At 58.7% G+C, this 22,373-nt stretch carries 28 protein-coding genes and 1 tRNA gene; 20 read left to right on the top strand and 9 right to left on the bottom strand.

Features of this window, described 5'->3' with window-relative positions; all coding sequences use genetic code 11:
- Positions 1-33 precede the first annotated feature (33 nt).
- Positions 34-339 (top strand): YkgJ family cysteine cluster protein, encoded by a 306-nt coding sequence (locus G7025_RS12970; RefSeq protein WP_181079598.1) that lies wholly within the window; start codon positions 34-36, stop codon positions 337-339.
- A gap of 55 nt (positions 340-394) precedes the next feature.
- On the opposite strand, the gene G7025_RS12965 is transcribed toward G7025_RS12970, so the two are convergent.
- The 6 genes from G7025_RS12965 to hemA form a co-directional block, all read right to left on the bottom strand.
- The gene (locus G7025_RS12965; RefSeq protein ID WP_181079597.1) at positions 395-913 is read right to left on the bottom strand and encodes an acyloxyacyl hydrolase; all 519 of its coding nucleotides are present in this window, start codon (positions 911-913) and stop codon (positions 395-397) included.
- A 110-nt stretch (positions 914-1,023) separates the two neighbouring features.
- A complete protein-coding gene (murI, locus tag G7025_RS12960) occupies positions 1,024-1,818 on the bottom strand; it encodes a glutamate racemase (RefSeq protein WP_181079596.1) in 795 nt (264 codons plus the stop codon).
- On the bottom strand, positions 1,811-2,566 hold the full coding sequence (locus G7025_RS12955; RefSeq protein WP_181079595.1) for a molybdopterin-synthase adenylyltransferase MoeB: 756 nt from the start codon (positions 2,564-2,566) through the stop codon (positions 1,811-1,813). The genes murI and G7025_RS12955 overlap by 8 nt, the downstream gene beginning before the upstream one ends.
- The gene (gene prmC / locus G7025_RS12950; protein WP_181079594.1) at positions 2,560-3,390 is read right to left on the bottom strand and encodes a peptide chain release factor N(5)-glutamine methyltransferase; all 831 of its coding nucleotides are present in this window, start codon (positions 3,388-3,390) and stop codon (positions 2,560-2,562) included. Before prmC ends, G7025_RS12955 begins: the two co-directional genes overlap by 7 nt.
- Positions 3,391-4,473, bottom strand: a complete 1,083-nt coding sequence (gene prfA / locus G7025_RS12945) for a peptide chain release factor 1 (protein WP_181079593.1) — start codon at positions 4,471-4,473, stop codon at positions 3,391-3,393.
- Entirely contained in the window at positions 4,470-5,759 is a 1,290-nt protein-coding gene (gene hemA, locus G7025_RS12940; RefSeq protein ID WP_181079592.1) for a glutamyl-tRNA reductase, read from the bottom strand. Before hemA ends, prfA begins: the two co-directional genes overlap by 4 nt.
- A gap of 183 nt (positions 5,760-5,942) precedes the next feature.
- Here hemA and G7025_RS12935 point away from each other — a divergent pair, with 183 nt between their 5' ends.
- The 19 genes from G7025_RS12935 (at position 5,943) to G7025_RS12845 (ending at position 20,213) form a co-directional block, all read left to right on the top strand.
- Complete coding sequence (locus G7025_RS12935) at positions 5,943-7,667, top strand: tetratricopeptide repeat protein (protein WP_181079591.1); 1,725 nt, start codon at positions 5,943-5,945, stop codon at positions 7,665-7,667.
- Between the two features lie 4 nt (positions 7,668-7,671).
- The gene (gene lolB / locus G7025_RS12930; RefSeq protein WP_181079590.1) at positions 7,672-8,289 is read left to right on the top strand and encodes a lipoprotein insertase outer membrane protein LolB; all 618 of its coding nucleotides are present in this window, start codon (positions 7,672-7,674) and stop codon (positions 8,287-8,289) included.
- Positions 8,290-8,338: 49 nt separating this feature from the next.
- On the top strand, positions 8,339-9,142 hold the full coding sequence (ispE, locus tag G7025_RS12925; RefSeq protein ID WP_219855308.1) for a 4-(cytidine 5'-diphospho)-2-C-methyl-D-erythritol kinase: 804 nt from the start codon (positions 8,339-8,341) through the stop codon (positions 9,140-9,142).
- 37 nt (positions 9,143-9,179) lie between these two features.
- Positions 9,180-9,254, top strand: a tRNA-Gln gene (locus G7025_RS12920).
- Between the two features lie 46 nt (positions 9,255-9,300).
- Positions 9,301-10,242 carry a ribose-phosphate pyrophosphokinase gene (locus tag G7025_RS12915; protein ID WP_003171603.1) on the top strand — a complete coding sequence of 314 codons (942 nt, stop codon included), beginning with the start codon at positions 9,301-9,303 and terminating at the stop codon, positions 10,240-10,242.
- A 138-nt stretch (positions 10,243-10,380) separates the two neighbouring features.
- On the top strand, positions 10,381-10,977 hold the full coding sequence (locus tag G7025_RS12910; protein WP_034095781.1) for a 50S ribosomal protein L25/general stress protein Ctc: 597 nt from the start codon (positions 10,381-10,383) through the stop codon (positions 10,975-10,977).
- A gap of 167 nt (positions 10,978-11,144) precedes the next feature.
- Complete coding sequence (gene pth, locus G7025_RS12905) at positions 11,145-11,729, top strand: aminoacyl-tRNA hydrolase (RefSeq protein ID WP_095169011.1); 585 nt, start codon at positions 11,145-11,147, stop codon at positions 11,727-11,729.
- A gap of 21 nt (positions 11,730-11,750) precedes the next feature.
- Positions 11,751-12,851, top strand: coding sequence for a redox-regulated ATPase YchF (gene ychF / locus G7025_RS12900; protein WP_181079588.1), 1,101 nt, complete (start codon positions 11,751-11,753; stop codon positions 12,849-12,851).
- Between the two features lie 266 nt (positions 12,852-13,117).
- A complete protein-coding gene (locus tag G7025_RS12895) occupies positions 13,118-14,050 on the top strand; it encodes a sigma 54-interacting transcriptional regulator (protein ID WP_181079587.1) in 933 nt (310 codons plus the stop codon).
- A gap of 71 nt (positions 14,051-14,121) precedes the next feature.
- Positions 14,122-14,388, top strand: a complete 267-nt coding sequence (locus G7025_RS12890; protein ID WP_181079586.1) for a hypothetical protein — start codon at positions 14,122-14,124, stop codon at positions 14,386-14,388.
- 116 nt (positions 14,389-14,504) lie between these two features.
- Positions 14,505-14,861 (top strand): EscI/YscI/HrpB family type III secretion system inner rod protein, encoded by a 357-nt coding sequence (locus tag G7025_RS27075; protein WP_370694739.1) that lies wholly within the window; start codon positions 14,505-14,507, stop codon positions 14,859-14,861.
- A gap of 6 nt (positions 14,862-14,867) precedes the next feature.
- Entirely contained in the window at positions 14,868-15,653 is a 786-nt protein-coding gene (sctJ, locus tag G7025_RS12880) for a type III secretion system inner membrane ring lipoprotein SctJ (RefSeq protein WP_181079585.1), read from the top strand.
- Complete coding sequence (locus G7025_RS12875; protein ID WP_181079584.1) at positions 15,643-16,203, top strand: type III secretion protein; 561 nt, start codon at positions 15,643-15,645, stop codon at positions 16,201-16,203. The genes sctJ and G7025_RS12875 overlap by 11 nt, the downstream gene beginning before the upstream one ends.
- Before the next feature lie 2 nt (positions 16,204-16,205).
- The gene (gene sctL / locus G7025_RS12870) at positions 16,206-16,787 is read left to right on the top strand and encodes a type III secretion system stator protein SctL (RefSeq protein ID WP_181079583.1); all 582 of its coding nucleotides are present in this window, start codon (positions 16,206-16,208) and stop codon (positions 16,785-16,787) included.
- 101 nt (positions 16,788-16,888) lie between these two features.
- A complete protein-coding gene (locus G7025_RS12865) occupies positions 16,889-17,104 on the top strand; it encodes a hypothetical protein (protein ID WP_181079582.1) in 216 nt (71 codons plus the stop codon).
- A 4-nt stretch (positions 17,105-17,108) separates the two neighbouring features.
- The gene (locus G7025_RS12860) at positions 17,109-17,501 is read left to right on the top strand and encodes a type III secretion protein (RefSeq protein WP_181079581.1); all 393 of its coding nucleotides are present in this window, start codon (positions 17,109-17,111) and stop codon (positions 17,499-17,501) included.
- Between the two features lie 14 nt (positions 17,502-17,515).
- Positions 17,516-19,651: a type III secretion system outer membrane ring subunit SctC gene (gene sctC, locus G7025_RS12855; protein ID WP_181079580.1), complete on the top strand. Its 2,136-nt coding sequence runs from the start codon at positions 17,516-17,518 to the stop codon at positions 19,649-19,651.
- The gene (hrpT, locus tag G7025_RS12850; RefSeq protein WP_181079579.1) at positions 19,648-19,851 is read left to right on the top strand and encodes an HrpT family type III secretion system protein; all 204 of its coding nucleotides are present in this window, start codon (positions 19,648-19,650) and stop codon (positions 19,849-19,851) included. Before sctC ends, hrpT begins: the two co-directional genes overlap by 4 nt.
- Before the next feature lie 11 nt (positions 19,852-19,862).
- A complete protein-coding gene (locus tag G7025_RS12845) occupies positions 19,863-20,213 on the top strand; it encodes a transcriptional regulator (protein WP_181079578.1) in 351 nt (116 codons plus the stop codon).
- Here the strand turns inward: G7025_RS12845 and sctU are convergent, their stop codons facing one another.
- From sctU to sctS, 3 genes are read right to left on the bottom strand one after another with little or no spacing between them, the layout of a single operon-like run.
- Positions 20,214-21,311: a type III secretion system export apparatus subunit SctU gene (gene sctU / locus G7025_RS12840; protein WP_181079577.1), complete on the bottom strand. Its 1,098-nt coding sequence runs from the start codon at positions 21,309-21,311 to the stop codon at positions 20,214-20,216.
- The gene (sctT, locus tag G7025_RS12835; RefSeq protein WP_181079576.1) at positions 21,308-22,096 is read right to left on the bottom strand and encodes a type III secretion system export apparatus subunit SctT; all 789 of its coding nucleotides are present in this window, start codon (positions 22,094-22,096) and stop codon (positions 21,308-21,310) included. The genes sctU and sctT overlap by 4 nt, the downstream gene beginning before the upstream one ends.
- A 10-nt stretch (positions 22,097-22,106) precedes the next feature.
- Entirely contained in the window at positions 22,107-22,370 is a 264-nt protein-coding gene (gene sctS, locus G7025_RS12830; RefSeq protein ID WP_181079575.1) for a type III secretion system export apparatus subunit SctS, read from the bottom strand.
- Between the last annotated feature and the right edge of the window lie 3 nt (positions 22,371-22,373).

Raw genomic sequence — 22,373 nt, 5'->3', positions numbered from 1 at the left:
CCACAGCCTGCGCTTGCCTTACACTGCGCGCCTATGAACACCATCCCCCACCTGCAAATTGCTGAACCCGCCGTCACCTGTTCTACGTGTGCGGCGTGCTGTTGTCAGCTGGAAGTCATGTTGATCACCGACACGGGTGTACCGCAGCGCTATATCGACACGGACGATTGGGGCGGTGAAGTCATGCTGCGCCTGGACGACGGCTGGTGCGCGGCGCTGGATCGGGACACGATGATGTGCACAATTTACGAGCGGCGACCGCTGATTTGTCGCGAATTCGAGATGGGCGCACCGGAGTGTCTGGACGAACGCCAGGGCATTGCCACGGCGTATCGCTGATGCGCCATGCGGTAGGAGGCAAGCCCCCTGCCGCAAGGGTTTTACGGGAGGGCGGTTACAACGGCATGGTGTAGTGCAGCGCGTAGCTCTCTACCCCATCGTTGTTGCTGCTGATACCGGCGTTGGAATAATGCGTGGCGCGGATGCCCACTTCATGCCCACCGGTAAAGCGCAGCCCGAAACCCAAGCGGTCTTCGAACTGGAAAGCCTGACCAATGTTGTTGTCTTCCAGCTTGGTGCGGGAAAACACCGCCACACCGATGCCGGCCTCGATATACGGCTTGACCGACTGCCCGGCGAATTCATACACGAACACTGGCGAGAACGACAGGCTGCTGGCGCCTGCGCGGTCGTCACCTTCCCAATACGTGTAAGCGCCGCTCCAGTAACCGGTCAGGCGCCCCATGTCGCTCTGCATCCAGCTCTTGTCCCAATCCGACGTCAGCCCCAGGCGATACGTCAGCGTCGAATCACTGGTGGCCCCCAGGCCGAATTCGAGGCCGGCGGCCTGCGCCGATAACGAGTGTCCTACCGCGACGGCTGCAATCGCAGCCAAACAGAACAAGCGCTTCATAAAACATCCCTTCCGAACGAGTTGTATGGTTTTTTGTACAAGCAATCTCGCTATAGAAGCCTGCGCAGTGACAGAAGTTCAGCTTCTAATGGCGAAATTTCACGAAATTTTCACGTGCGGAAGCTTCGCACAATTCCGGGATGTTTCCATAGTGTCGGTAGGACATTTCTGAAGTGAGACAGATCGCCACTGGTCCAGAACTGCGCCATCGCAGGTTCGCCGCCGGCCAGCACGTCGCGTTCACCCAATAAACGCTTAAGTTGACGTGCCACTGCGGCGCCAGTATCGATCAGGATGATGCTCGGCGGGAGCATCTGCGCCAGCAGCGGTTTGAGGAAGGGATAGTGAGTGCAGCCAAGGATGATGGTGTCGCAACCGGCACTGAGCAGCGGCCCGACGTAGCCCTGGAGCAACTGGCGCAGGGCCGGGCTGTCCAGGTCGCCGGTTTCAATCAGTTCCACCAGGCCCGGACAGGGTTGGGTGATCACGCGCACATCGGCGGCAAAACGATCAAGCAACGCCGCGAACTTGGCGCTTTGCAGGGTGCCGGTGGTGGCGAGCACGCCGACCACACCGCTGCGAGTCGCGGCGGCGGCGGGTTTGACGGCGGGCTCCATGCCCACCAACGGCCAATCGGGGTAATCCAGACGCAGGTCAGCAACGGCGGCAACGGTGGCCGTGTTGCAGGCAATCACAAACGCCTTGGCGCCCCGCTCACGGAAAAACGCCGCGACCAAACGCGAACGTTCGCGGATAAAGGCCGGAGTTTTCTCGCCATAGGGGATATGTCCGCCATCGGCCACATAAAGCAGCGACTCGTGGGGCAGCAGTTGCTGGATTTCCTCCAGCACCGACAGGCCGCCGACACCGGAATCGAACACACCGATCGGCGCGTCCTTACCCATGGCGAGTGCCGCAGACACTGCAGCCAGGGTCACGCTTGACCCGCAGCTCGCGAAAACGCGTGGTCAAGGCATCGATCAGCAATAAACGCCCGACCAACGGTTCACCGAAACCGGCCAGCAGCTTCAGGGCCTCGAGGGCTTGCAGGCTGCCGACCAGCCCCACCAGCGGGCCGACCACGCCGGCTTCACTGCAGGTCAGCTCGGCGTCGCTGCCGTGCCCGTATAAACAGTGGTAACACGGGCTGTCGGCGCGACGCGGGTCGAACACCGACAGCTGGCCTTCCAGGCGAATCGCCGCGCCGCTGATCAACGGCTTGACGGCGGCGACACAGGCGGCATTGACCGCCTCGCGGGTGGAGAAGTTGTCGCTGCAATCGAGTACCACATCCACGCCGGCCACGGCAGCGGCCAGCGAATCGGCGTCCAGCGCGGTGCGATGGGGCACCAGGCGGATGTCGGGGTTGATCGCGCTCAGGCGCGCCATGGCCGAGTCGACTTTGGTCTGCCCGACGCTGGCGGTGTCATGGATGATTTGACGTTGCAGGTTGGTCAGGTCGACCGTGTCGAAGTCCGCCAAATGCAGCTGGCCCACTCCCGCAGCCGCCAGATACAGCGCGACCGGCGCGCCCAGGCCGCCGAGGCCTACGATCAGGGCGCGGGCGCTTTTGAGGCGCAACTGGCCGTCGATGTCCACATGCTGCAACAGAATCTGTCGGCTATAGCGCAACAGCTCCTGGTCGGTCAGCACGGCCGGCGCCCCAGGCTGATACGGTCGTGGCCGCCCAGGTCGACGCGGCTGTGCACGTGCTCAAACCCTTGGCTATGCAACAGGTCGCGCACCGCAGGGGCCTGATCGTAACCGTGTTCCAACAGCAACCAGCCACCGGCATTCAAGTGGGCCGGCGCGTCTTTGATGATCAACCGCAGGTCATCCAAGCCATCATGGCCCGCCACCATGGCGCTGGCCGGCTCGAAACGCACGTCACCGGCCACCAGATGCGGATCGTTGTCGGCGATATACGGCGGGTTGCTGATAATCAAGTCGAAGGTATGACCATGCAGGGCGCTGAACCAATGGCTGTTGAGCACCGTGACGTTAGCCAGGTGCAGACGCTGGCGATTACGCTCGGCCAGGGCCACCGCTTCCAACACACGGTCGACCGCGGTGACCTGCCAGGCCGGGCGTTCGCTGGCCAGGGCCAGGGCAATCGCGCCGCTGCCGGTGCCCAGATCAAGCACCCGGGCGGGTGTAGCGGGCAACAATTCCAGCGCCGCCTCCACCAGCATTTCGGTCTCCGGACGCGGGATCAGCGTGTGCGGCGCCACTTCAAGGTCGAGTTTCCAGAAGCCCTGCTGGCCGAGAATATAAGCCACGGGCTCGCCCGCACGGCGGCGCTGCAGGTAGCCGGCAAATGTCAGGGCGTCTTCGCTGCTGACGATTTTTTCCGGCCAGGTGTGCAGGTAACTGCGCGATTTGCCCAGGGCCGCGGCCAGCAACAGTTCGGCGTCCAGACGCGCGGTGGGCGAGTCAGGCAGGTCGGCGGCGCGCAACAGGCTGGCGATGATGGTCATTTATTCACCTATCGCCGCCAGTTGGTCGGCCTGGTATTCGGCGAGCAACGGCTCGATGACCGCGTCCACGCCGCCGGCGAGGATCTCGTCCAGGGAATACAGGGTGAGGTTGACCCGGTGGTCGGTTACTCGGCCCTGGGCGAAGTTGTAGGTGCGAATACGCTCGGAACGGTCGCCCGAACCCACCAGCAGTTTGCGCTCGCTGGCAATCGCATTGGCGGCGGCGCTGGTTTGCTGGTCGTTAAGCTTGGCCGACAGCCAGGACATCGCCCGCGCCCGATTCTTGTGCTGGGAGCGCTCTTCCTGGCACTCCACCACGATGCCCGACGGCAAGTGAGTGATACGAATCGCCGAGTCGGTCTTGTTGACGTGCTGGCCGCCGGCGCCCGACGAGCGGTAAGTGTCGATGCGCAGGTCCGCCGGGTTGATCTCGATGGCTTCCTGCTCGTCCGGCTCGGGCAACACGGCCACTGTGCACGCGGAGGTGTGGATGCGGCCCTGGGATTCCGTGGCCGGCACCCGTTGTACACGGTGCGCGCCGGACTCGAACTTCAGCTTGCCATAGACATTGTCGCCTTCGACACGCGCAATGACTTCCTTATAGCCGCCGTGCTCGCCTTCGTTCTCGGACAGGATCTCCACCCGCCAGCCGCGACGCTCGGCGTAGCGCGAGTACATGCGAAACAGGTCGCCGGAAAAAATCGCGGCTTCGTCGCCACCGGTGCCGGCGCGGATCTCAAGGAATACGTTGCGCCCGTCATTGGGGTCCCTGGGCAGCAGCATGCGCTGCAGGTCGCCTTCCAGTTCGGCAAGCTTTTCCTTGGCCTCGCGGACTTCTTCCACGGCCATTTCACGCATGTCCGGGTCGCTGTCCTTGAGCAGCGCCTGGGCGCCTTCCAGGTCCGCCTGCACTTTGAGCAGGTTTTTGTAAGTGGCGACCACGGGCTCAACTTCGGCGTATTCCTTGGAATAGGCACGGAACTTGGCTTGATCGGCGATGACTTCGCCATCGCCAAGCAATGCGGTCAGTTCTTCGAAACGGTCCTGGAGCACGTCCAGTTTATTGAGCAGTGACGCTTTCATTGCGGTTTTTTATCCGAAGAGCTGTCTGACGCGCCCTCACCGAGGGCAAAGAGTTCCTGGGCCATGGCCAGCGCATCGAGGCGGCCTTCGGCGGTCAATTTCTTGAGCTGTACGCTGGGTGCATGCAGTAATTTGTTGGTCAGGCCCCGCGCCAATTGCATCAGCACCTCTTCAGCGCTGCTGCCATTGGCCAACAGACGTTGAGCTTTGATCAGCTCTTCATCGCGCAGACGTTCGCCCTGCTGACGATACGCCTTGAGCACATCCACCGCCGCCAATTCGCGCAGGCGCACCATGAAATCTTCGGCGCCGGTGCTGACCATTTCCTCGGCGGCCTGGGCTGCGCCCTGCCGCGTCTTGAGGTTTTCGGCGACCACTTCATGCAGATCGTCGACGCTATATAAGTAAACGTCGTCCAATTCGCCGACTTCAGGCTCGATATCCCGGGGAACGGCGATATCCACCATGAAAATCGGCTTGTGCTTGCGCAGTTTCAGCGCACTTTCCACCGCGCCTTTGCCCAGGATCGGCAACTGGCTGGCGGTGGAGCTGATGACAATGTCACTGCGTACCAGTTCAGCGGGAATATCCGCCAACAGCACCGCATGGGCGCCGAACTGCTCGGCCAGAATGCTGGCACGCTCCAGGGTGCGGTTGGCCACCACGATACGCTTGACTCCCAGGTCGTGCAGGTGACGGGCGACCAGAGTAATGGTTTCCCCGGCGCCGATCAGCAGCGCCTGGCTGCGCTGCAGGTCGCTGAAAATCTGCTTGGCCAGGCTGACGGCGGCAAACGCCACCGACACCGGGTTCTCGCCGATAGCGGTGTCGGTGCGCACCTGCTTGGCGGAATTGAAGGTGGCCTGGAACAACCGGCCCAGCAGCGGCCCCACTGTGCCGGCCTCGCGCGCTACGGCGTAGGCGGATTTCATCTGGCCCAGAATCTGCGGCTCGCCCAATACCAGCGAATCGAGACCGGATGCCACGCGCATCATGTGACGAACTGCCGCATCCTCTTCGTGCACATAAGCGCTGGCGCGCAGCTCATCGAGGCTCAAATGATGGTAATCGGCCAGCCAGCGCAGAACGACATCCGCCGAGAGATGTTCCTGTTCTATATAGAGCTCGCTGCGATTGCAGGTCGAAAGGATCGCAGCTTCGCGACTGTCGGTGAGCCGGCAGAGCTGCTGCAAGGCCTCAACCAACTGCTCAGGCGTAAACGCCACGCGCTCGCGCACGTCTACAGAGGCAGTCTTGTGGTTAATACCGAGTGCGAGGAAGGCCATTCAATATCGCTGATGATGTCGGGAAGCCGGCGATTGTCCTACTTCGAAAGATTCAGAACAACCACCGTCGTCTATTGTCCCTATACCTTGTGCCTATAAAAGGCGCGCACTGAGACTCGGTTATGTTTGACCGAAGGCTTGTGTCATGATGATCCGACCGCAGGTTAGTCGTCCTCTTCCTATATGAATAGATCTTCCGCGTTGCTCCTTGCTTTTGTCTTCCTCAGCGGCTGCCAGGCCATGGCCCCCGCGCAGCCGGACGGTACGCCGCCGGCGGAAGACAGCACCCCCGCCCCAGAAAAGCCCAAGGTGTATTCATCGTTCAGTGAAGAAACGGTGTACAGCCTGCTGACTGCCGAACTGGCCGGCCAACGCAATCGCTTCGACATTGCGCTGGACAACTACGTCACCCAGGCCATCAATACGCAGGACCCGGGCATCTCCGAGCGCGCGTTTCGCATCGCCGAGTACCTGGGGGCCGATCAAGCGGCGCTGGATACTTCACTGATCTGGGCAAAGAACGCCCCGGACGACCTGGAAGCACAGCGGGCCGCAGCCATCCAACTGGCGCGGGCCGGACGCTATGACGACTCCATGGTGTATATGGAGAAAGTCCTGCAGGGCAAGGGCGACACCCATTTCGACTTCCTCGCGCTGTCGGCCGCCGACACCGATCAGGACACCCGCAATGGCCTGATGAAAAGTTTCGACCGTTTGTTGCAAAAGCACCCGAAGAACAGTCAGCTGATTTTCGGCAAGGCCCTGTTGCTGCAGCAGGATGACGAGGCCGAGGCGGCCTTGAAACTGCTGGAGCAGAACCCGCCGGACGACGGCGAGATCGCCCCGATCCTGCTGCGCGCTCGCCTGCTGCAGGCCCTCAATCGCGGCAAGGAAGCGATTCCGCTGCTGGAAAAAAGCATCAAGAAATACCCGGAAGACAAGCGCCTGCGCCTGACTTACGCCCGCACGCTGGTGGAACAGGACCGTATGGAGGACGCCAAAGTGCAGTTCGCCAATCTGGTCCAGCAATACCCGGACGACGACGAACTGCGCTATTCGCTGGCCCTGGTGTGCCTGGAAGCCAAAGCCTGGGACGAGGCCAAAGGGTATCTGGAAGAGTTGATCCAGCGCGAAAGCCATGTGGACTCGGCACACCTGAACCTTGGCCGTATTGCCGAAGAACGCAACGATCCACAGGCTGCGCTGCTCGAATATGCCCAGGTCGGCCCCGGCAACGACTACCTGCCGGCGCAACTGCGCCAGGCCGATATCCTGACGAGTAACGGCCGCACCGACGAGGCGGAAAAGCGCCTGGCCGCGGCGAGGGCTGCCGAGCCGGACTACGCCATCCAGCTGTACCTGATCCAGGCCGAGACATTATCGGCCAACAATCAAGGCGATCGCGCCTGGAAAGTGCTGCAGCAAGCCCTGCTGCAATTCCCCGACGATTTGAATCTGCTGTACACCCGCGCCATGCAGGCGGAAAAGCGCAATGATCTGGCACAGATGGAAAAAGACCTGCGCCTGATCATCAAGCGCGATCCGGACAACGCGATGGCGCTCAACGCTCTGGGCTACACCTTGTCTGATCGCACCACGCGCTACGACGAGGCCAAGGCACTGATCGAACAGGCGCACAAGCTCAACCCGGAAGACCCGGCCGTACTCGACAGCCTCGGCTGGGTGAACTACCGCCTGGGCAATCTGAATGAGGCTGAACGGTTGCTGCGCCAGGCACTGGAACGCTTCCCCGACCAGGAAGTCGCCGCTCACCTGGGCGAAGTGCTGTGGGCCAATGGCAAGCAACGTGAAGCCCGCCAGATCTGGGAGAAATTCCTCAAGGAACAACCTGAAAGCCCTATTCTGCGCGGCACCATCAAGCGCCTGACCGGATCCGAGACCCTTTAAGCTTATGTTTTTGCGCCACGTTGCAATATTCAGTCTTATCGCCTTACTTGCCGGCTGCTCCGGCCTTGGCACCCGCGAATCCGTTGAGGGCCAGGGCAACCCGGCGCAATGGCAGCAGCACAAGAATCAGCTGGCCAGCATCGATGGCTGGCAGATCGAGGGGAAAGTCGGCGTTCGCGCGCCGAAAGATTCCGGCAGCGGCACATTGTTCTGGCTGCAGCGCCAGGACTACTACGATATTCGCCTCTCAGGCCCACTGGGCCGTGGCGCAGCGCGCCTGACCGGCCGGCCGGGGCAAGTCAGCCTCGAAGTGGCCAACCAGGGCCGCTACGAAGCAAGCTCCCCGGAAGCTCTGCTGGAAGAGCAGATTGGCTGGAAGTTGCCGGTGTCTCATCTCGTCTGGTGGGTTCGCGGGCTGCCAGCCCCGGACAGCAAGAGTCGCCTGAGCCTCAACGGCGACAGCCGCCTGGCCACCCTGGAACAGGATGGCTGGCAGGTTGAATACTTAAGCTACGTGCAACAGAACGGCTATTGGCTGCCTGAACGCATCAAGCTGCACGGCACCGATCTGGACGTCACGCTGGTGATCAAGGACTGGCAACCGCGCAAGCTGGGGCAATGACGTGAGCGCAGAAAAACTGACCCTGCCCTCCCCGGCCAAACTCAATTTGATGCTGCACATTCTCGGACGCCGTGAAGACGGCTACCACGAGCTGCAGACGCTGTTTCAATTTCTCGATTACGGTGATGAATTGACCTTCGCCGTGCGCGAAGACGGTGTGATTCGCCTGCATACGGAATTCGACGGCGTACCCCACGACAGCAACCTGATCGTGCGCGCCGCGAAAAAGCTCCGGGAGCAATCGGGCTGCGCGCTCGGCATCGATATCTGGATCGATAAGATCCTGCCCATGGGCGGTGGAATCGGCGGTGGCAGCTCGAATGCCGCAACCACTCTGCTGGGTCTTAACCACCTGTGGCAGCTCGGCTGGGACCCTGATCGCCTGGCGGCGCTGGGCTTGACGCTGGGTGCCGACGTCCCGGTTTTCGTGCGTGGCCACGCGGCTTTTGCCGAAGGCGTGGGGGAAAAACTGACCCCTGTGGAGCCCGACGAGCCGTGGTATGTCGTGCTTGTCCCGCAAGTATCTGTAAGTACAGCAGAAATTTTTTCAGATCCGCTGTTGACACGTAACTCTCCTCCCATTAAAGTGCGCCCCGTTCCCAAGGGAAACAGTCGAAATGACTGCTTACCGGTTGTAGCAAGGCGTTATCCAGAAGTACGTAACGCATTGAATTTGTTAGGTAAATTTACCGAAGCAAAATTAACCGGAACTGGAAGTTGTGTGTTTGGGGGCTTCCCAAGCAAAGCTGAAGCTGATAAAGTCTCGGCCCTTCTTACAGAGACCCTTACAGGGTTTGTAGCAAAGGGAAGCAACGTTTCGATGTTGCATCGCAAGCTGCAAAGTCTGCTCTAAAAGGAATCGAGTACTGGGTACTCGTTGCAACAGATACAGGGGCGTCGCCAAGCGGTAAGGCAGCAGGTTTTGATCCTGCCATGCGTTGGTTCGAATCCAGCCGCCCCTGCCATTTTCCTATACTCATCCAGGTTACCCTCAGCCTCTAGGTACTGCGCGTGTCCAAGATGATGGTCTTTACGGGGAACGCTAACCCCGATCTGGCTCGACGTGTCGTACGTCAGCTGCATATCCCTCTCGGTGACATCTCTGTCGGTAAATTCTCCGACGGCGAAATTACAGCCGAGATCAATGAAAACGTCCGCGGTAAAGATGTCTTCATTATTCAGCCGACTTGCGCTCCGACCAACGATAACCTGATGGAACTCGTCGTGATGGCTGATGCCTTCCGCCGCTCCTCAGCGACTCGAATCACAGCTGTAATCCCTTACTTTGGTTATGCCCGTCAGGATCGCCGTCCGCGTTCCGCACGTGTGGCCATCAGCGCGAAAGTCGTGGCTGACATGCTGACCGTGGTAGGCATCGACCGTGTTCTCACGGTTGACCTGCACGCAGACCAAATTCAGGGGTTCTTCGATATTCCGGTAGATAACATCTACGGCTCCCCCGTCCTGGTGGATGACATCGAAGACCAGCGCTTTGAAAACCTGATGATCGTGTCCCCGGACATTGGTGGCGTCGTGCGTGCACGGGCAGTTGCCAAATCGCTGGGCGTGGACCTCGGGATCATCGACAAACGCCGTGAAAAAGCCAATCACTCTGAAGTGATGCATATCATCGGTGATGTCGAAGGGCGTACCTGTATTCTGGTTGATGACATGGTCGACACCGCCGGCACCCTGTGCCACGCGGCGAAAGCCTTGAAAGAGCACGGTGCGGCCAAAGTCTTCGCCTACTGCACGCACCCTGTGCTGTCGGGCCGAGCGATCGAGAACATCGAAAATTCCGTGCTGGACGAACTGGTGGTGACCAACACCATCCCGTTGTCCGCCGCCGCTCAAGCCTGTGCGCGTATCCGTCAATTGGATATCGCACCGGTCGTAGCCGAAGCGGTTCGCCGCATCAGCAACGAAGAATCGATCAGCGCGATGTTCCGTTAAGGGTAACCCCCTTGGCAACACAGCACTGACGAAAAGCGCCCCGCCCCAGCATTGTGTTGGGGCGGGGCTTTTTTGCCCATATCGAGCCTGGCGCTGGTCGCAAACGCCACTCGATGATGGCTATTTTGGAGATACAAAATGACTGAATTTACTCTGAACGCCCAAGCGCGTACTGACCTGGGGAAAGGTGCGAGCCGCCGCCTGCGTCACGCCGCGAACATTCCTGCCGTTGTATACGGCGGTAGCAAGCCTGCTGAATCCGTGACCATCCTGGCCAAGGAAATCGCCAAGCTGTTCGAAAACGAAGCTGCCTACAGCCACGTTATCGAGCTGAACGTCGACGGCACCAAGCAGAACGTCATCGTTAAAGCGATGCAGCGTCACCCTTCCAAGCAGTTCATCATGCACGCTGACTTCGTTCGCGTTGTTGCCGGCCAGAAACTGACCGCTATCGTGCCTGTGCACTTTGTTGGTGAAGAAGCTCCGGTCAAGAAAGGCGGCGAGATCTCGCACGTCCTGAACGAAATCGAAGTGACCTGCCTGCCGAAAGACCTGCCTGAGTTCATCGAAGTCGACCTGTCGGCTCTGGAAATCGGCGCCATCGTTCACCTGTCCGACATCAAGGCGCCAAAAGGCGTTGAGTTCGTTGCACTGGCTCACGGTGATGACAAAGCAGTTGCCAACGTACACGCTCCACGCGTTGCTCCAGAAGCTGAAGAAGGCGCTGCAGAGTAATTCACTCTGTCTTGCCGGAGCTTGAGGAAACATCGCGGACCGAAACGTAGCGAGAAAGCGGGCGATAACGCGACGTTTACTCTTGAGTAAATGATCTTTGTCGTCCACTTTCGCCGCACACAGGTCGCGGCGACGTTATCCACAACTCCAAAGGAAGGGCCCCTGTCGTGACTGCCATCAAACTGATCGTTGGCCTGGGAAATCCAGGCGCCGAATACGAACAGACCCGGCATAACGCGGGGGCCCTTTTTGTTGAGCGCATCGCCCACGCCCAAGGTGTCAACCTGGTGGCCGATCGCAAATATTTCGGCCTGACCGGGCGTTACTCGCATCAGGGTCAGGATGTTCGTCTGCTGATTCCCACCACCTATATGAACCGCAGCGGCCAGGCTGTCGCGGCGCTTGCGGGCTTCTTCCGGATCAAACCCGAGGAAATCCTGGTGGCCCATGACGAACTGGACCTGCCACCCGGCGTCGCCAAGCTCAAGCAAGGCGGTGGCCATGGCGGCCACAACGGTCTGCGCGACATCATCGCGCAGTTGGGCAATCAGAATACCTTTTACCGCCTGCGGCTCGGCATCGGCCACCCAGGCGTTGCCAGTATGGTTTCAAATTTCGTCCTGGGTCGTGCGCCACGCGCCGAACAGGAAAAACTCGATGCCAGCATCGATTTTGCCCTCGGCGTGCTGCCGGATATCCTCGCCGGTGAATGGAACCGTGCGATGAAAAACCTGCACAGCCAGAAGGCCTGACTCTTACCGAGGGGAAACACCATGGGATTCAATTGCGGCATCGTCGGCCTGCCCAACGTCGGCAAATCCACCCTGTTCAACGCCCTGACCAAGTCCGGTATTGCGGCGGAGAACTTCCCCTTCTGCACCATCGAACCCAACAGCGGTATCGTGCCGATGCCCGACCCGCGCCTGGACGCATTGGCGGCGATCGTCAATCCCAAGCGCATCCTGCCGACCACCATGGAATTCGTCGATATCGCGGGCCTGGTAGCCGGCGCGTCGAAAGGCGAAGGCCTGGGTAACAAGTTCCTGGCCAACATCCGTGAGACCGACGCCATCGCCCACGTGGTCCGCTGCTTTGAAGACGAGAACGTGATTCACGTCTCCAACAGCGTCGACCCGAAGCGCGATATCGAGATCATCGACCTGGAACTGATCTTCGCCGACCTCGACAGCTGCGAAAAACAACTGCAGAAAGTCGCGCGTAATGCCAAGGGCGGCGACAAGGATGCCGTGGTCCAGAAAGCCCTGCTGGAGCAGTTGATCGCGCACTTCACCCTGGGCAAGCCGGCACGTAGCCTGATGAAAACCATGGGCGCCGACGAGAAGGCCGTGATCAAAGGCTTCCACCTGCTGACCACCAAGCCTGTGATGTACATTGCCAACGTCGCCGAAGATGGCTTCGAGAACAACCCACTGCTTGATGTGGTCAAGGCCATTGCCGACGAAGAAGGCGCCATCGTTGTTCCGGTGTGCAACAAGATCGAAGCAGAAATAGCCGAGCTCGACGACGGCGAAGAAAAAGACATGTTCCTTGAGGCCCTCGGCCTGGAAGAGCCTGGCCTGAATCGCGTGATCCGCGCCGGTTACGAAATGCTCAACCTGCAGACTTACTTCACCGCCGGTGTCGAAGAAGTCCGCGCATGGACCGTCAAGGTCGGCGCCACCGCTCCACAGGCGGCAGGTGTGATCCACACCGACTTCGAGAAGGGGTTTATCCGTGCCGAAGTCATCGCCTATAACGACTTCATTCAGTACAAAGGTGAAGCCGGTGCCAAGGAAGCCGGTAAATGGCGACTGGAAGGTAAGGAATATATTGTTAAAGATGGCGATGTGATGCATTTCCGCTTTAACGTATAAACATCACTCAGCACTTCCGTCACAAATAAAAAAGCCGATGCCCTGCATCGGCTTTTTTGCGCCCATTTCTTCAAGGCCGAGCGCACAATCCCTCTCCCGACTTATCCTACTTGCCCAACCTTCTTTAATTAAAAGTTAAAACATATAACTCCAGACTCACACCATGAACTTTTTCCTACGTCATTCCAGAACATGACTACTTTAAGTTTTGGCGATCCGCTTGATACTCTGCGCTCGATTGCATTGCGATAATGGAGCACTTCTTAATGCCGGCCTCCAAGCACAGGGACAATGAAATAGACATTTCACTCATCGAAGGTCCGGACATTGAGAACATACTAAACAGCACCGCTACGCTCAACATTGACCTGCTTTTACTGGGAGAAACAGGCACCGGAAAAGATACCCTTGCACAGCGGATTCATCGCCTATCGGCGCGGCGAGGCAGCTTCATTGCCGTGAACTGTGCGGCCATTCCAGAAACGCTTGCGGAGAGCCAGCTATTCGGCGTAAACACCGGTGCCTACACTGGCGCCGTGCAGTCGAGGGCGGGCTTTATCGAAGCCGCACATCTGGGGACGCTGTATCTGGATGAAATCGACAGTATGCCGCTCCCATTGCAAGCCAAACTATTACGCGTACTGGAATCGCGCAGTGTCGAACGCCTGGGCTCAACTCGATCTATTTCTGTCGACATGCGCGTCATCGCCTCCGCCCAACAATCACTGCACGAGATGGTCGAGCAAGGCACCTTTCGCAGGGACCTCTACTATCGCTTGAACGTCGTCAGCATCTACCTTCCGCCCCTGCGGGACCGGCGAGAGCGGATCATCCCATTGTTTCTGGATATGATTGCGCAAGAGGCCCAACTCTTTAAGCGTTCCAAACCCAGCCCTCTTGGCAAGCTATTGCTGGAGCAACTGTTGCAACACCCCTGGAAAGGCAATATCCGCGAATTACGCTCTACAGCGAAACGCTTCGTGCTGGGGCTCCCCACATTCTCAGCGCCAGTGGTACCCCGCCATGAAGCCGACCAGAGCCTGAAGTCACGATTGCACCAGATGGAAAGATCGTTGATCGAGGAATCACTGCGTCAACATGAATACTGTATCGACGCCGTGGCGATTGAATTGGGTGTCGCGAAAAGGACGCTCTATCATCGGATCAAGCAGCTGGGAATCTCACTCAATGGAGAATGACCTCTGTAGCCGGTGAAACTCTACACTTTTTGAAACATACATAATGTGAAGCAATGGAACGCTCAAATTTTATGAACCACATAACTTATGGAACAGCCTTGCTGAATCCGACAAAAGAATACTCACTTCTTGGAGAAAACAGTATGAGTAATATTCCAGCTTACACCCCGCCGTACGTGGGCAGTTATGGAGGTCTTTCTGAAAGTGAGGCAGATGACGCTTTCGAGCAGATACAAGATAAAAAGCGTGCGGACGGTGTCCGAAACGCCCTGGAAAAAGCAGTCGCTGAAAACACCAACGGTAAAAAAGCGACGGCTGACACGATTCGCTTGTCGTAAAGATTGAGCGCATCGGGGCTTTCCCGGCATATCGTGCCGGGAAGGTCATGTCAACCAAATAACGGTTATTACTGACAACAATAGGTTCGTTCACATTTTATGATGGCAGGTGTTCCATGCTTATAGGAAACATACGAGAGAAGGAGATCAATACACGTACCAAGGACCAGGAGTCCGCCCCGCCGAGTTCAGATGTAGATTTTTTTAACGCCCTGTTGCCACCTCAGGCATTCGCGAGTACGGCCATAAGTACCGCGCCCTCGATGAGGCTACTGTCCGAGGCATCAAACACGTTGGACTCGATGACTAAAAACATGACTAAAAGCCTGCGTGCATTGACCAGCAAGGACAAACACGAAGAGGCTCGAAAATACCCGAGCCAGCTATCCGACGCAGTACTGCTTCAACATATGTTGACCAAGTGCGTTGGTAAAACCGCTCAGGGCATCGATAAAATCTGCAATCTCCAATAGGTTTAAATGACTCGCACGCTGCTTATCGTATCCACTCTGCCCCTCATACTCTTGCTGACCGCTTGCAGTGAACGTGTCGAGCTTCATACCAAGTTAACTGAGCAAGAAGCCAATGAAGTTGTGGCAGAACTGGCCGACAAACATATCCGCGCCACCAAGGCTCCAACAAAAGACGGTGTTACGGTGGCCGTCGATGCCAACGATATTGCGCGCGCTGTGCGAACACTGGAAGCCGTTGGGCTGCCGCGTGCGACGCGCGCTACGTTAGGCAATACCTTTCGCAAAGAGGGCGTCATTTCAACCCCCTTGGAAGAACGCGCTCGCTACATCTACGCGTTGTCCCAAGAACTGGAAACCACGTTATCGAATATTGATGGGGTTATTGTCGCTCGCGTGCACGTCGTACTGCCCGAGCGCGTCGCGCCGGGAGAACCTATACAGCCTGCGTCCGCGTCCGTGTTTATCAAACATGATCCGCGGCTTGATCCCGATAACATCAACGCCCGTGTACGCAGGATGGTTGCAAGTAGCATTCCCGGCATGACCACAGCGGTCGACAACCCACAAAAAATGACGGTCGTATTTGTGCCGGCCACGGCCTATCTGGAGCAGCAACGCTTGGCCTATTTCGGGCCCTTCCTGGTGCCCGGAAATGACATCGGTTTTTGGCGGGCCAGCGTTACATTCTCGCTGATCGCTGTAGTGCTTATAGGTGCGGCGGGAATATTCTGGCGTAAACGAAAGAAAGCTCAGCCCCTTGACGTGCCTGTTCGCTCCCCAAATGAGCAGTAATCTGGTTTGGGCCCAATGGTGGTCGGCACCTTGGTTACAGGCCCACGAGGACTGGAGAGAACTCGATAACTACCCAGCACACCTGGCGCTGCATCGCACCCGGCAGGTGGTAGTGGGCACGTATTACGGCGTTGCGCCCTGCCTGCCTCCCCCACCCGACCCTGTCCTGCTTCAACTGGCAATTGCCTCGGCGGCACAACTTGAACTTGCGCTCGCCTTGATTGGCAGTGTCTGCCGCCCGGCCTGCGCCCAAGCATTGGATGAAGAACTTTATCAGTGGTGTAACAGACTATCCAAAGCGCTGGCGCTTGATATGGCGCAACCTGATGTTGATCCGTTGCAATTGCTGCGCGCCTGGGTTCCTGCCGATACCTGGCAACGAATCAGGCTGCGATTCCCCCGTCAACGCGTTCTGGATCTGGAAGCAGAGATACTGTCGCGCGGCGACTCACAGAGCCGTCTCGATACGCTGTGGCATGCCGTCGTTTGGCGAATAGGGGGAATGTCGAGCAACGATAGCGCTTCGAGTTCAGAGGCGCATGGAGATTAACGATGCTGGTCCGACGTAAAATCAAATCCGTGGAAGGGGCGCCGCCTCTGTCGGGAAGCCTGATCTCTGGCGAAACGCTGGCAAGCTACTCGCAGGCCATTGATGTGGTGGATCAAGCAAAAGCGGAAGCTCGGCAACTGCTGGAAGAAGCCAAAGAACAACGCCAAGAGTTCCTTGAAAAAGCAAGTCTTGAAGTATGGGAGCGTGCCGATGCGCAGTTCAGACGCTGGGAAATCGAGCATCAGGCCTTATGCGATAACCTGGAGCAATACGCCACCTCAGTCGCCAACCAGGCCATTTATCATCTGCTTGAAGAAACACTCGCTCCACAGCGCCTGGCTGCGCTGATCAGGCAACTAATGGCGTGCCATGTTCCGGCGATCAAGGCTACGTTGGCCTGCCATCCGCATGACCTTGAAGCAATCAAGCAGTGCCTTGCCAGCCGTAACAGCACTCACTGGCTACTGCGCCCAGATAATGCCCTTCAACCTCAAACACTGATATTGCATACCGACGAGGGGGACTTCCATATTGATTGGGAGGCGATGATCCACGCGTTCATGGAAAACGATAAAGGCCGTTAACGTCACGCCACACCGTCGTATAAGAAATAAGTGGCCACACATGGAACCAAATCGACATAAAAACCAAAAAATAAAAAATATCCCCCTCAAAGGCCCCCCCTATGACCTTTCTCGATAGCTATAAAGACAGACTTCTAAGCGATGCGAGACATGCCAAAAGGAATGTCGACTTCGCAGCGGAAAACAACTCTGGATCAGAAGAAGATGTGGCGGCGTTTTACGAACTGATCATGAAATATCGCAAAGCGGAATACGCTATCAATGAACAGACGCGAATTAAATTCATGCTGACCAAATCTGGCCTGGACAGCGTATAGCAAATTGAAAACGTTGATTCGTGAGTACTTGAGAAACAAGAGCGGGGAGTTCCGTTACTTCGAGAATGATGACGAAATCATCTTTCGCTACTGTTCAAGCCGTTTGTTGATAAGTGTTCAACTGTCCACCCGCGCTCCGGATAAAGCACAGTTGATGACGTGGATGCGACTGGGAGAGCCCAGTCTGAATCACTTTCAGGGAGCGCTCGCTCAAGCCCCAACCAGCGGTGCACTTTGGTTGATTCATTGTCTGCCTGAACGGACGGACGAACAGCATCTGAATAGCGGCATCGAAGCCCTGCTCAACCAACGCGATACTTGGCGCGCCACTGCCGCGCGCATGAATGAACGCCCTCCTGAACCGCCCCTCACCTCGCTACGTTCGTTGCTGTACTAATCAGAGAAATGTCTATGTATAACAAGCCCCACAAGCGCAACAGTTTGTGTATCGCCCCGTCCGAATCTTCATGCAGACGAGCCGATTGGCGAAGCCTGATCTTACTGGCCTGCCTGTTGACGCCGGCGCAAAACACCCTTGCCGCCATCCCTCCCGAATGGAAAAACACCGCTTACGCCTATGAAGCCGAACACAAACCTCTGCGCGAAGTACTGGAAGACTTCGCCCAGACCTTCGGCACCCAGCTCCAGGTCGAAGGCCTGCTGGAAGGTAACGTCAACGGCAAGATCCGCGCTAATACCCCGCAGTCGATGCTCGACCGTCTCGGTGTGGAACACCGTTTCCAGTGGTACCTGTACAACAACACCCTCTATATCAGCACGTTGGATCAGCAGGAATCAGCGCGCCTGGAAGTCTCGTCCGAAACCATTGCCGACCTCAAGCAGGCCCTCACCGATATCGGCCTGCTCGACAGCCGTTTCGGCTGGGGTGAGTTGCCCGAAGATGGCGTCGTGCTCGTCTCAGGCCCCCGTCGCTACATCGAGCAGATCAAGCACTTCAGCAGTCAACGCCGCTCTCCGGATGAAAAACAGAGCGTGCTGAGTTATCCACTGAAGTTCGCCAATGCGGCTGACCGCCGCGTGGATTATCGCGGTGAGAAGCTCACCATCCCCGGAGTGACCAGTATTTTGCGCGGGCTGTTGGAGCCGCGCTCCACCTCGACGCTCTCGAGTCTGAGCCAGCGCCCAGCGTCACCCCCCGCGCCGCTCACACCCAACATTCCCCGGTTAGGCAACCCGCTGCTGGGCCAGATGCTCGGAGCCGGTGCAAACCCAGCGCCATTGGACAACGGTGCAACGCTCACTCCACGCGCCCCAGCCCCCACCAGCAGGATTCGCGTCGAAGCCGATGTGCGCAATAACGCGGTGCTGATCTATGACCTGCCGGAACGCCAGGCCATGTATCGCGATCTGATTACTCAACTCGACGTCGCGCGCAAACTGGTGGAAATCGACGCCGTCATCCTGGATATCGAGCGCACGCAGCTGCATGAGTTCGGCGTTACCTGGGGGTTCCAGAACAGCCGGTTCCGCAGTGGCGCCGGCGTGTCACCGGGCGCCTCGTCGCAGCTGTCGATTGAAAACCGCGACCGTTTCTATGCCGACATCCGCGCCCTGGAAGCCAAGGGGCTGGCAACCATGGTGTCCAACCCATCGGTGCTCACCCTGGAAAACCAGCCGGCGGTGATCGACTTCAACCGTACGCAATACCTCACGCCCGGCAGTGAGGTCGCCACCATCCTGCCGGTGACCGTGGGCACCAGCGTCCAGGTCGTGCCACGCGTCATCACCAGCCGTGGCGGGCATCAGATCCATCTGGCGGTGGATATCGAAGACGGTAACTTCGATGACAGCAACTCTAAATCCGGCAACCTTGATGTACGCCGTGGCACGGTCAGTACCCAGGCAGTAATGGCGGAAAAACGCTCGCTGGTGGTCGGTGGTTTCCACGTCACCGAAAGCAGCGACAAGCACAGCAAGGTGCCCCTGCTCGGTGATATTCCCTTATTGGGCAAAGCGTTGTTTTCCTCGACCGAACGGCAGAACAATCGACGTGAACGCCTGTTCATCCTGACCCCGCGGGTCATCGGCGACCAGGCCGACCCGTCACGCTACCTGCCCCAGGCCGATCAGGTTGAGTTGCAGACCGCCCTCGCCCCGTTGGCCAGGCGTTATGCCTCTCATCAACCGGTGATCAAGCGCAGCGATATCATCGGCACCCTGGCGCATCTGGTCAGCGGTGAAGTGCCCAAGGCCTTCAAGGCCGCGCCGATGCCGCTTGGGCTGAATACGCTGTGCAGCACCCGTGACGTGCTCGCGCTGAACACCGAACGCAGCCAATGGTATGCCGGCCCCGACTACAACGTCGCAGTGGTGGTGCTGCGCAACCAGTTCACGCGCAATGTGCGTATCGACGAGAAAGAATGCAGCAACTCGCAGACCCTGGCCGTCAGCGTGTGGCCGCGTGCCTGGCTCAAGCCGGGTGAAGAGGCCGAGGTATTTATCGCCATGCGCCCCGTGGTGAAGGATGAACACCTGAGTGTGCCGCGCCCCTCCTTGATCACTCCTGCTCAAAAGGTTACGCCATGAAACCTCGCCTGCTATGCGCCACCCTGATCGCCACTGCGCTGCTCGTCGCCGGCTGCACCCCCACCTGCAAGGGCGACTCCTGCTCTCGCCCGCAATCGAGCAAGGACACCATGGTGATCTGGTGGCCGCCACAGATGCGCATTGAACCAGGCCCCGCCGGCGAGCGAAAAGACTACCAGACGGTATCACTGGAGCGATGAGCGCGCCGCAAATGCCCGACGTGCTACGCCAGGCGTTTCTGGACAATCTGGTGAGCGGCGCTGCCGCTCACCTGCCGCTCGCTCCCGGTATCAAGGCGTGCGCGCTGCAAGGCGGCAAGCAGCCGGGGCTGGCGTTGTATATCGCGCGCGAGGCTTTGCAACCCGGGCAACTGCAACGGGTGCTGGAGCGACGCTTTGAGTATGCGTCGTTGTACGAGGGCTGCTTCGCCTACCTCGATGCCCAGCACGCTTTGGTGATCTGGCACGCATTGCCTGCGGCGCGTCACACGCTGGACACAGTCCTCAGCCGGATGTTGTCGCTGGCCAACCTCGCCGCCCTGGACTCACCGTCCAACCGCTGATCAGCGCCGCTCCAGCTCCGGCAACTCCAGGGTTTCACGCTTGGCCTCATCATCCAGCTCACGCAGGGTCCGGTAGATCAATGCCACGGCCTGCAAGGTTTCGCGAGGAATGCTTGCACCCAGTTTGTTCTTGTAGAGCGTGCGGGCCAGCCAGACGCATTGGATCACCGGCACTTCGGCGGCCTTCGCCCGGGCGATCAGCTGTCGCGCATCGGCGTCCGTACCTTTACTGACCAGCAGCGGCAACGGCGTCTTGCCTGGGCGGTAGTACAGGGCCACCGCGAAGTGCGTGGGGTTGACCACCAGCATATCGGCCTCTTCCAGCTTGGGCAGCTTGACCTTCGGCTCCTCCTGGGCCAGTTGGTACGCCAGTGAGCGGCGCTGGCCTTTGACATGGGGGTCGCCTTCCATGTCCTTGTACTCCTTGACGACCTCGACCTGGGTCATGCGCATGCGCTTGGCGAAAAAGTACTTCTGCAGGCTCAGGTCGATCAGCGCCAGCACCAGCAGCAGCCCGAGACAGGCATGCAGCAAGTGCCTGAACAGTGCGATCAGCGCCAGCAGGTAACTTTGCAGGTCGCTGTTGGCCAGATTGATCAACACCCCCAGCGAAGGCCAGACCACCACGTACACAATCAGGCCAATCAGGAATGCCTTGGCGATGCTCATCAACAGGTTCATCACCGACTGGGCCGAGAACATTTGCTTGAGCTGGCTGACGGGGTTGAGGCGGTTGAAATCGAGCTTCAGGGCCTCCGGGGCGAACAGCAACCCGAACTGCATCCAACTGCTGATCAGCTTTGTGACAATCGCCACGCCAACCATCAGCAGGGCGAACGAGACAAACATCAACAGCCCTTCAACCAGCACTTCTTCCAGCGCTCGTACAAACGGCTGGTTAAAGCGCGACATCGGCAGCGCCATCAATTGCTGGAAGCGCTGCAGGCTGGTCTCGGCGGTGAACAAAGCGATCTCACTGATGGCGGTGAGCACCAGCAACTTGGGAACGTCCTGACTCTGGGCGACCTGCCCCTTCTTGCGCTGGTCGCGCAGTTTCTTGGCTGAAGCGGGATGCTTTTTTTCCCCCGAATCACTCATGGTGTCGAGGCCCTGAACAGCAGCCCGAGCGAGTGTTTTAACTCGCCAAGCCCGAACATGCGCCCGACCATCAGGTCCTGCAGCAGCGCAAAGTACAACAGCACAACCCCGATACCTGCCAGGCTCTTGACCGGCGGTGCCAGCGTACTCACCTGTAACTGTTGGCTGTAGACCCCCAGTAAGGCGATTCCGAATTCCAGCAACAACAGCACCGCAATGAAGGGCGCGGCGTACAGCATCATATGCATGAAGGTATCGCCAAGCAGGCCGACGAATACACTCGTGCCGTTAGGCGCAGGCAGCGGAAACCACACCGTGGGGGGCCAGATCAGGTAGCTGTCCCAGATCACCTGGGTCAACGCGCCCAACCCCAGGCTGACCATCAGCAGAAAGATCGCCAGCTGCTTGAACAAGTGCCCGATCGGCGTGGCATCCGGCCCCAATGAAGGGTTGAGTTGACCGCCGGCCAGCGCACCGCGCTGGTTGTCCAGCAGTGCCCCTACCGCCTCGAACATCCAGAACGGCATCGACAACAGCACTCCCAGCAATACGCCCAGCGCCAGCTCCTTGAGTACCAACCCGCCGAGCATGAGCGCCGAATAATCCTGCCCCTGCAGCGCCGCATGGATACCCGGCGCGGGCATCAATGCCATGACCATCACAATGGTGTGCCGAGGCATGCCGCGTATGTGCTGAAAACAGAACGCCGCCACCAGGAAGGCACAGGGGTAGATACGCGCCATGCCGATCAACAGGCTGGGCAGGAACTCGAGATAGAGCAGCACGGGCGAGGCCTCAGTTCAGGGCCGAACGGCCGATCATGTCGAAGGTCAGGTTGATCAGTTGGATCAACTCCACACCAATCCAACGCCCGGTCACGATCAGTGTGATACCCACCGCCACCAGCTTGATACCGAAGGGCAACGTCTGGTCCTGTATCTGCATCAGCGCCTGCACCAGGGACGTCAGCACACCAACCACCACCGCCACGATCAACGGCGGCGCTGACAGCACCACCACCAGCAACATGCCCTGCTTGAACAGCACGATCGGTTCCATAAG

The sequence above is a fragment of the Pseudomonas lurida genome, from assembly GCF_013522705.1.
Taxonomy (GTDB): domain Bacteria; phylum Pseudomonadota; class Gammaproteobacteria; order Pseudomonadales; family Pseudomonadaceae; genus Aquipseudomonas; species Aquipseudomonas quebecensis.
This window is presented reverse-complemented; position numbering and strand designations above follow the sequence as displayed.

Coding starts and splice junctions, on each gene's coding strand:
- G7025_RS12910 (WP_034095781.1), top strand. CDS start 10,381: ATGACTGAATTTACTCTGAACGCCCAAGCGCGTACTGACCTGGGGAAA.
- ispE (WP_219855308.1), top strand. CDS start 8,339: ATGCTGCACATTCTCGGACGCCGTGAAGACGGCTACCACGAGCTGCAG.
- hemA (WP_181079592.1), bottom strand. CDS start 5,759: ATGGCCTTCCTCGCACTCGGTATTAACCACAAGACTGCCTCTGTAGAC.
- ychF (WP_181079588.1), top strand. CDS start 11,751: ATGGGATTCAATTGCGGCATCGTCGGCCTGCCCAACGTCGGCAAATCC.
- sctS (WP_181079575.1), bottom strand. CDS start 22,370: ATGGAACCGATCGTGCTGTTCAAGCAGGGCATGTTGCTGGTGGTGGTG.
- hrpT (WP_181079579.1), top strand. CDS start 19,648: ATGAAACCTCGCCTGCTATGCGCCACCCTGATCGCCACTGCGCTGCTC.
- murI (WP_181079596.1), bottom strand. CDS start 1,818: ATGGGTAAGGACGCGCCGATCGGTGTGTTCGATTCCGGTGTCGGCGGC.
- G7025_RS27075 (WP_370694739.1), top strand. CDS start 14,505: ATGCTTATAGGAAACATACGAGAGAAGGAGATCAATACACGTACCAAG.
- sctU (WP_181079577.1), bottom strand. CDS start 21,311: ATGAGTGATTCGGGGGAAAAAAAGCATCCCGCTTCAGCCAAGAAACTG.
- G7025_RS12845 (WP_181079578.1), top strand. CDS start 19,863: ATGCCCGACGTGCTACGCCAGGCGTTTCTGGACAATCTGGTGAGCGGC.
- sctL (WP_181079583.1), top strand. CDS start 16,206: ATGCTGGTCCGACGTAAAATCAAATCCGTGGAAGGGGCGCCGCCTCTG.
- G7025_RS12965 (WP_181079597.1), bottom strand. CDS start 913: ATGAAGCGCTTGTTCTGTTTGGCTGCGATTGCAGCCGTCGCGGTAGGA.
- G7025_RS12890 (WP_181079586.1), top strand. CDS start 14,122: ATGAACCACATAACTTATGGAACAGCCTTGCTGAATCCGACAAAAGAA.
- sctJ (WP_181079585.1), top strand. CDS start 14,868: ATGACTCGCACGCTGCTTATCGTATCCACTCTGCCCCTCATACTCTTG.
- G7025_RS12875 (WP_181079584.1), top strand. CDS start 15,643: ATGAGCAGTAATCTGGTTTGGGCCCAATGGTGGTCGGCACCTTGGTTA.
- G7025_RS12935 (WP_181079591.1), top strand. CDS start 5,943: ATGAATAGATCTTCCGCGTTGCTCCTTGCTTTTGTCTTCCTCAGCGGC.
- G7025_RS12895 (WP_181079587.1), top strand. CDS start 13,118: ATGCCGGCCTCCAAGCACAGGGACAATGAAATAGACATTTCACTCATC.
- prmC (WP_181079594.1), bottom strand. CDS start 3,390: ATGACCATCATCGCCAGCCTGTTGCGCGCCGCCGACCTGCCTGACTCG.
- G7025_RS12865 (WP_181079582.1), top strand. CDS start 16,889: ATGACCTTTCTCGATAGCTATAAAGACAGACTTCTAAGCGATGCGAGA.
- G7025_RS12970 (WP_181079598.1), top strand. CDS start 34: ATGAACACCATCCCCCACCTGCAAATTGCTGAACCCGCCGTCACCTGT.
- prfA (WP_181079593.1), bottom strand. CDS start 4,473: ATGAAAGCGTCACTGCTCAATAAACTGGACGTGCTCCAGGACCGTTTC.
- lolB (WP_181079590.1), top strand. CDS start 7,672: ATGTTTTTGCGCCACGTTGCAATATTCAGTCTTATCGCCTTACTTGCC.
- sctC (WP_181079580.1), top strand. CDS start 17,516: ATGTATAACAAGCCCCACAAGCGCAACAGTTTGTGTATCGCCCCGTCC.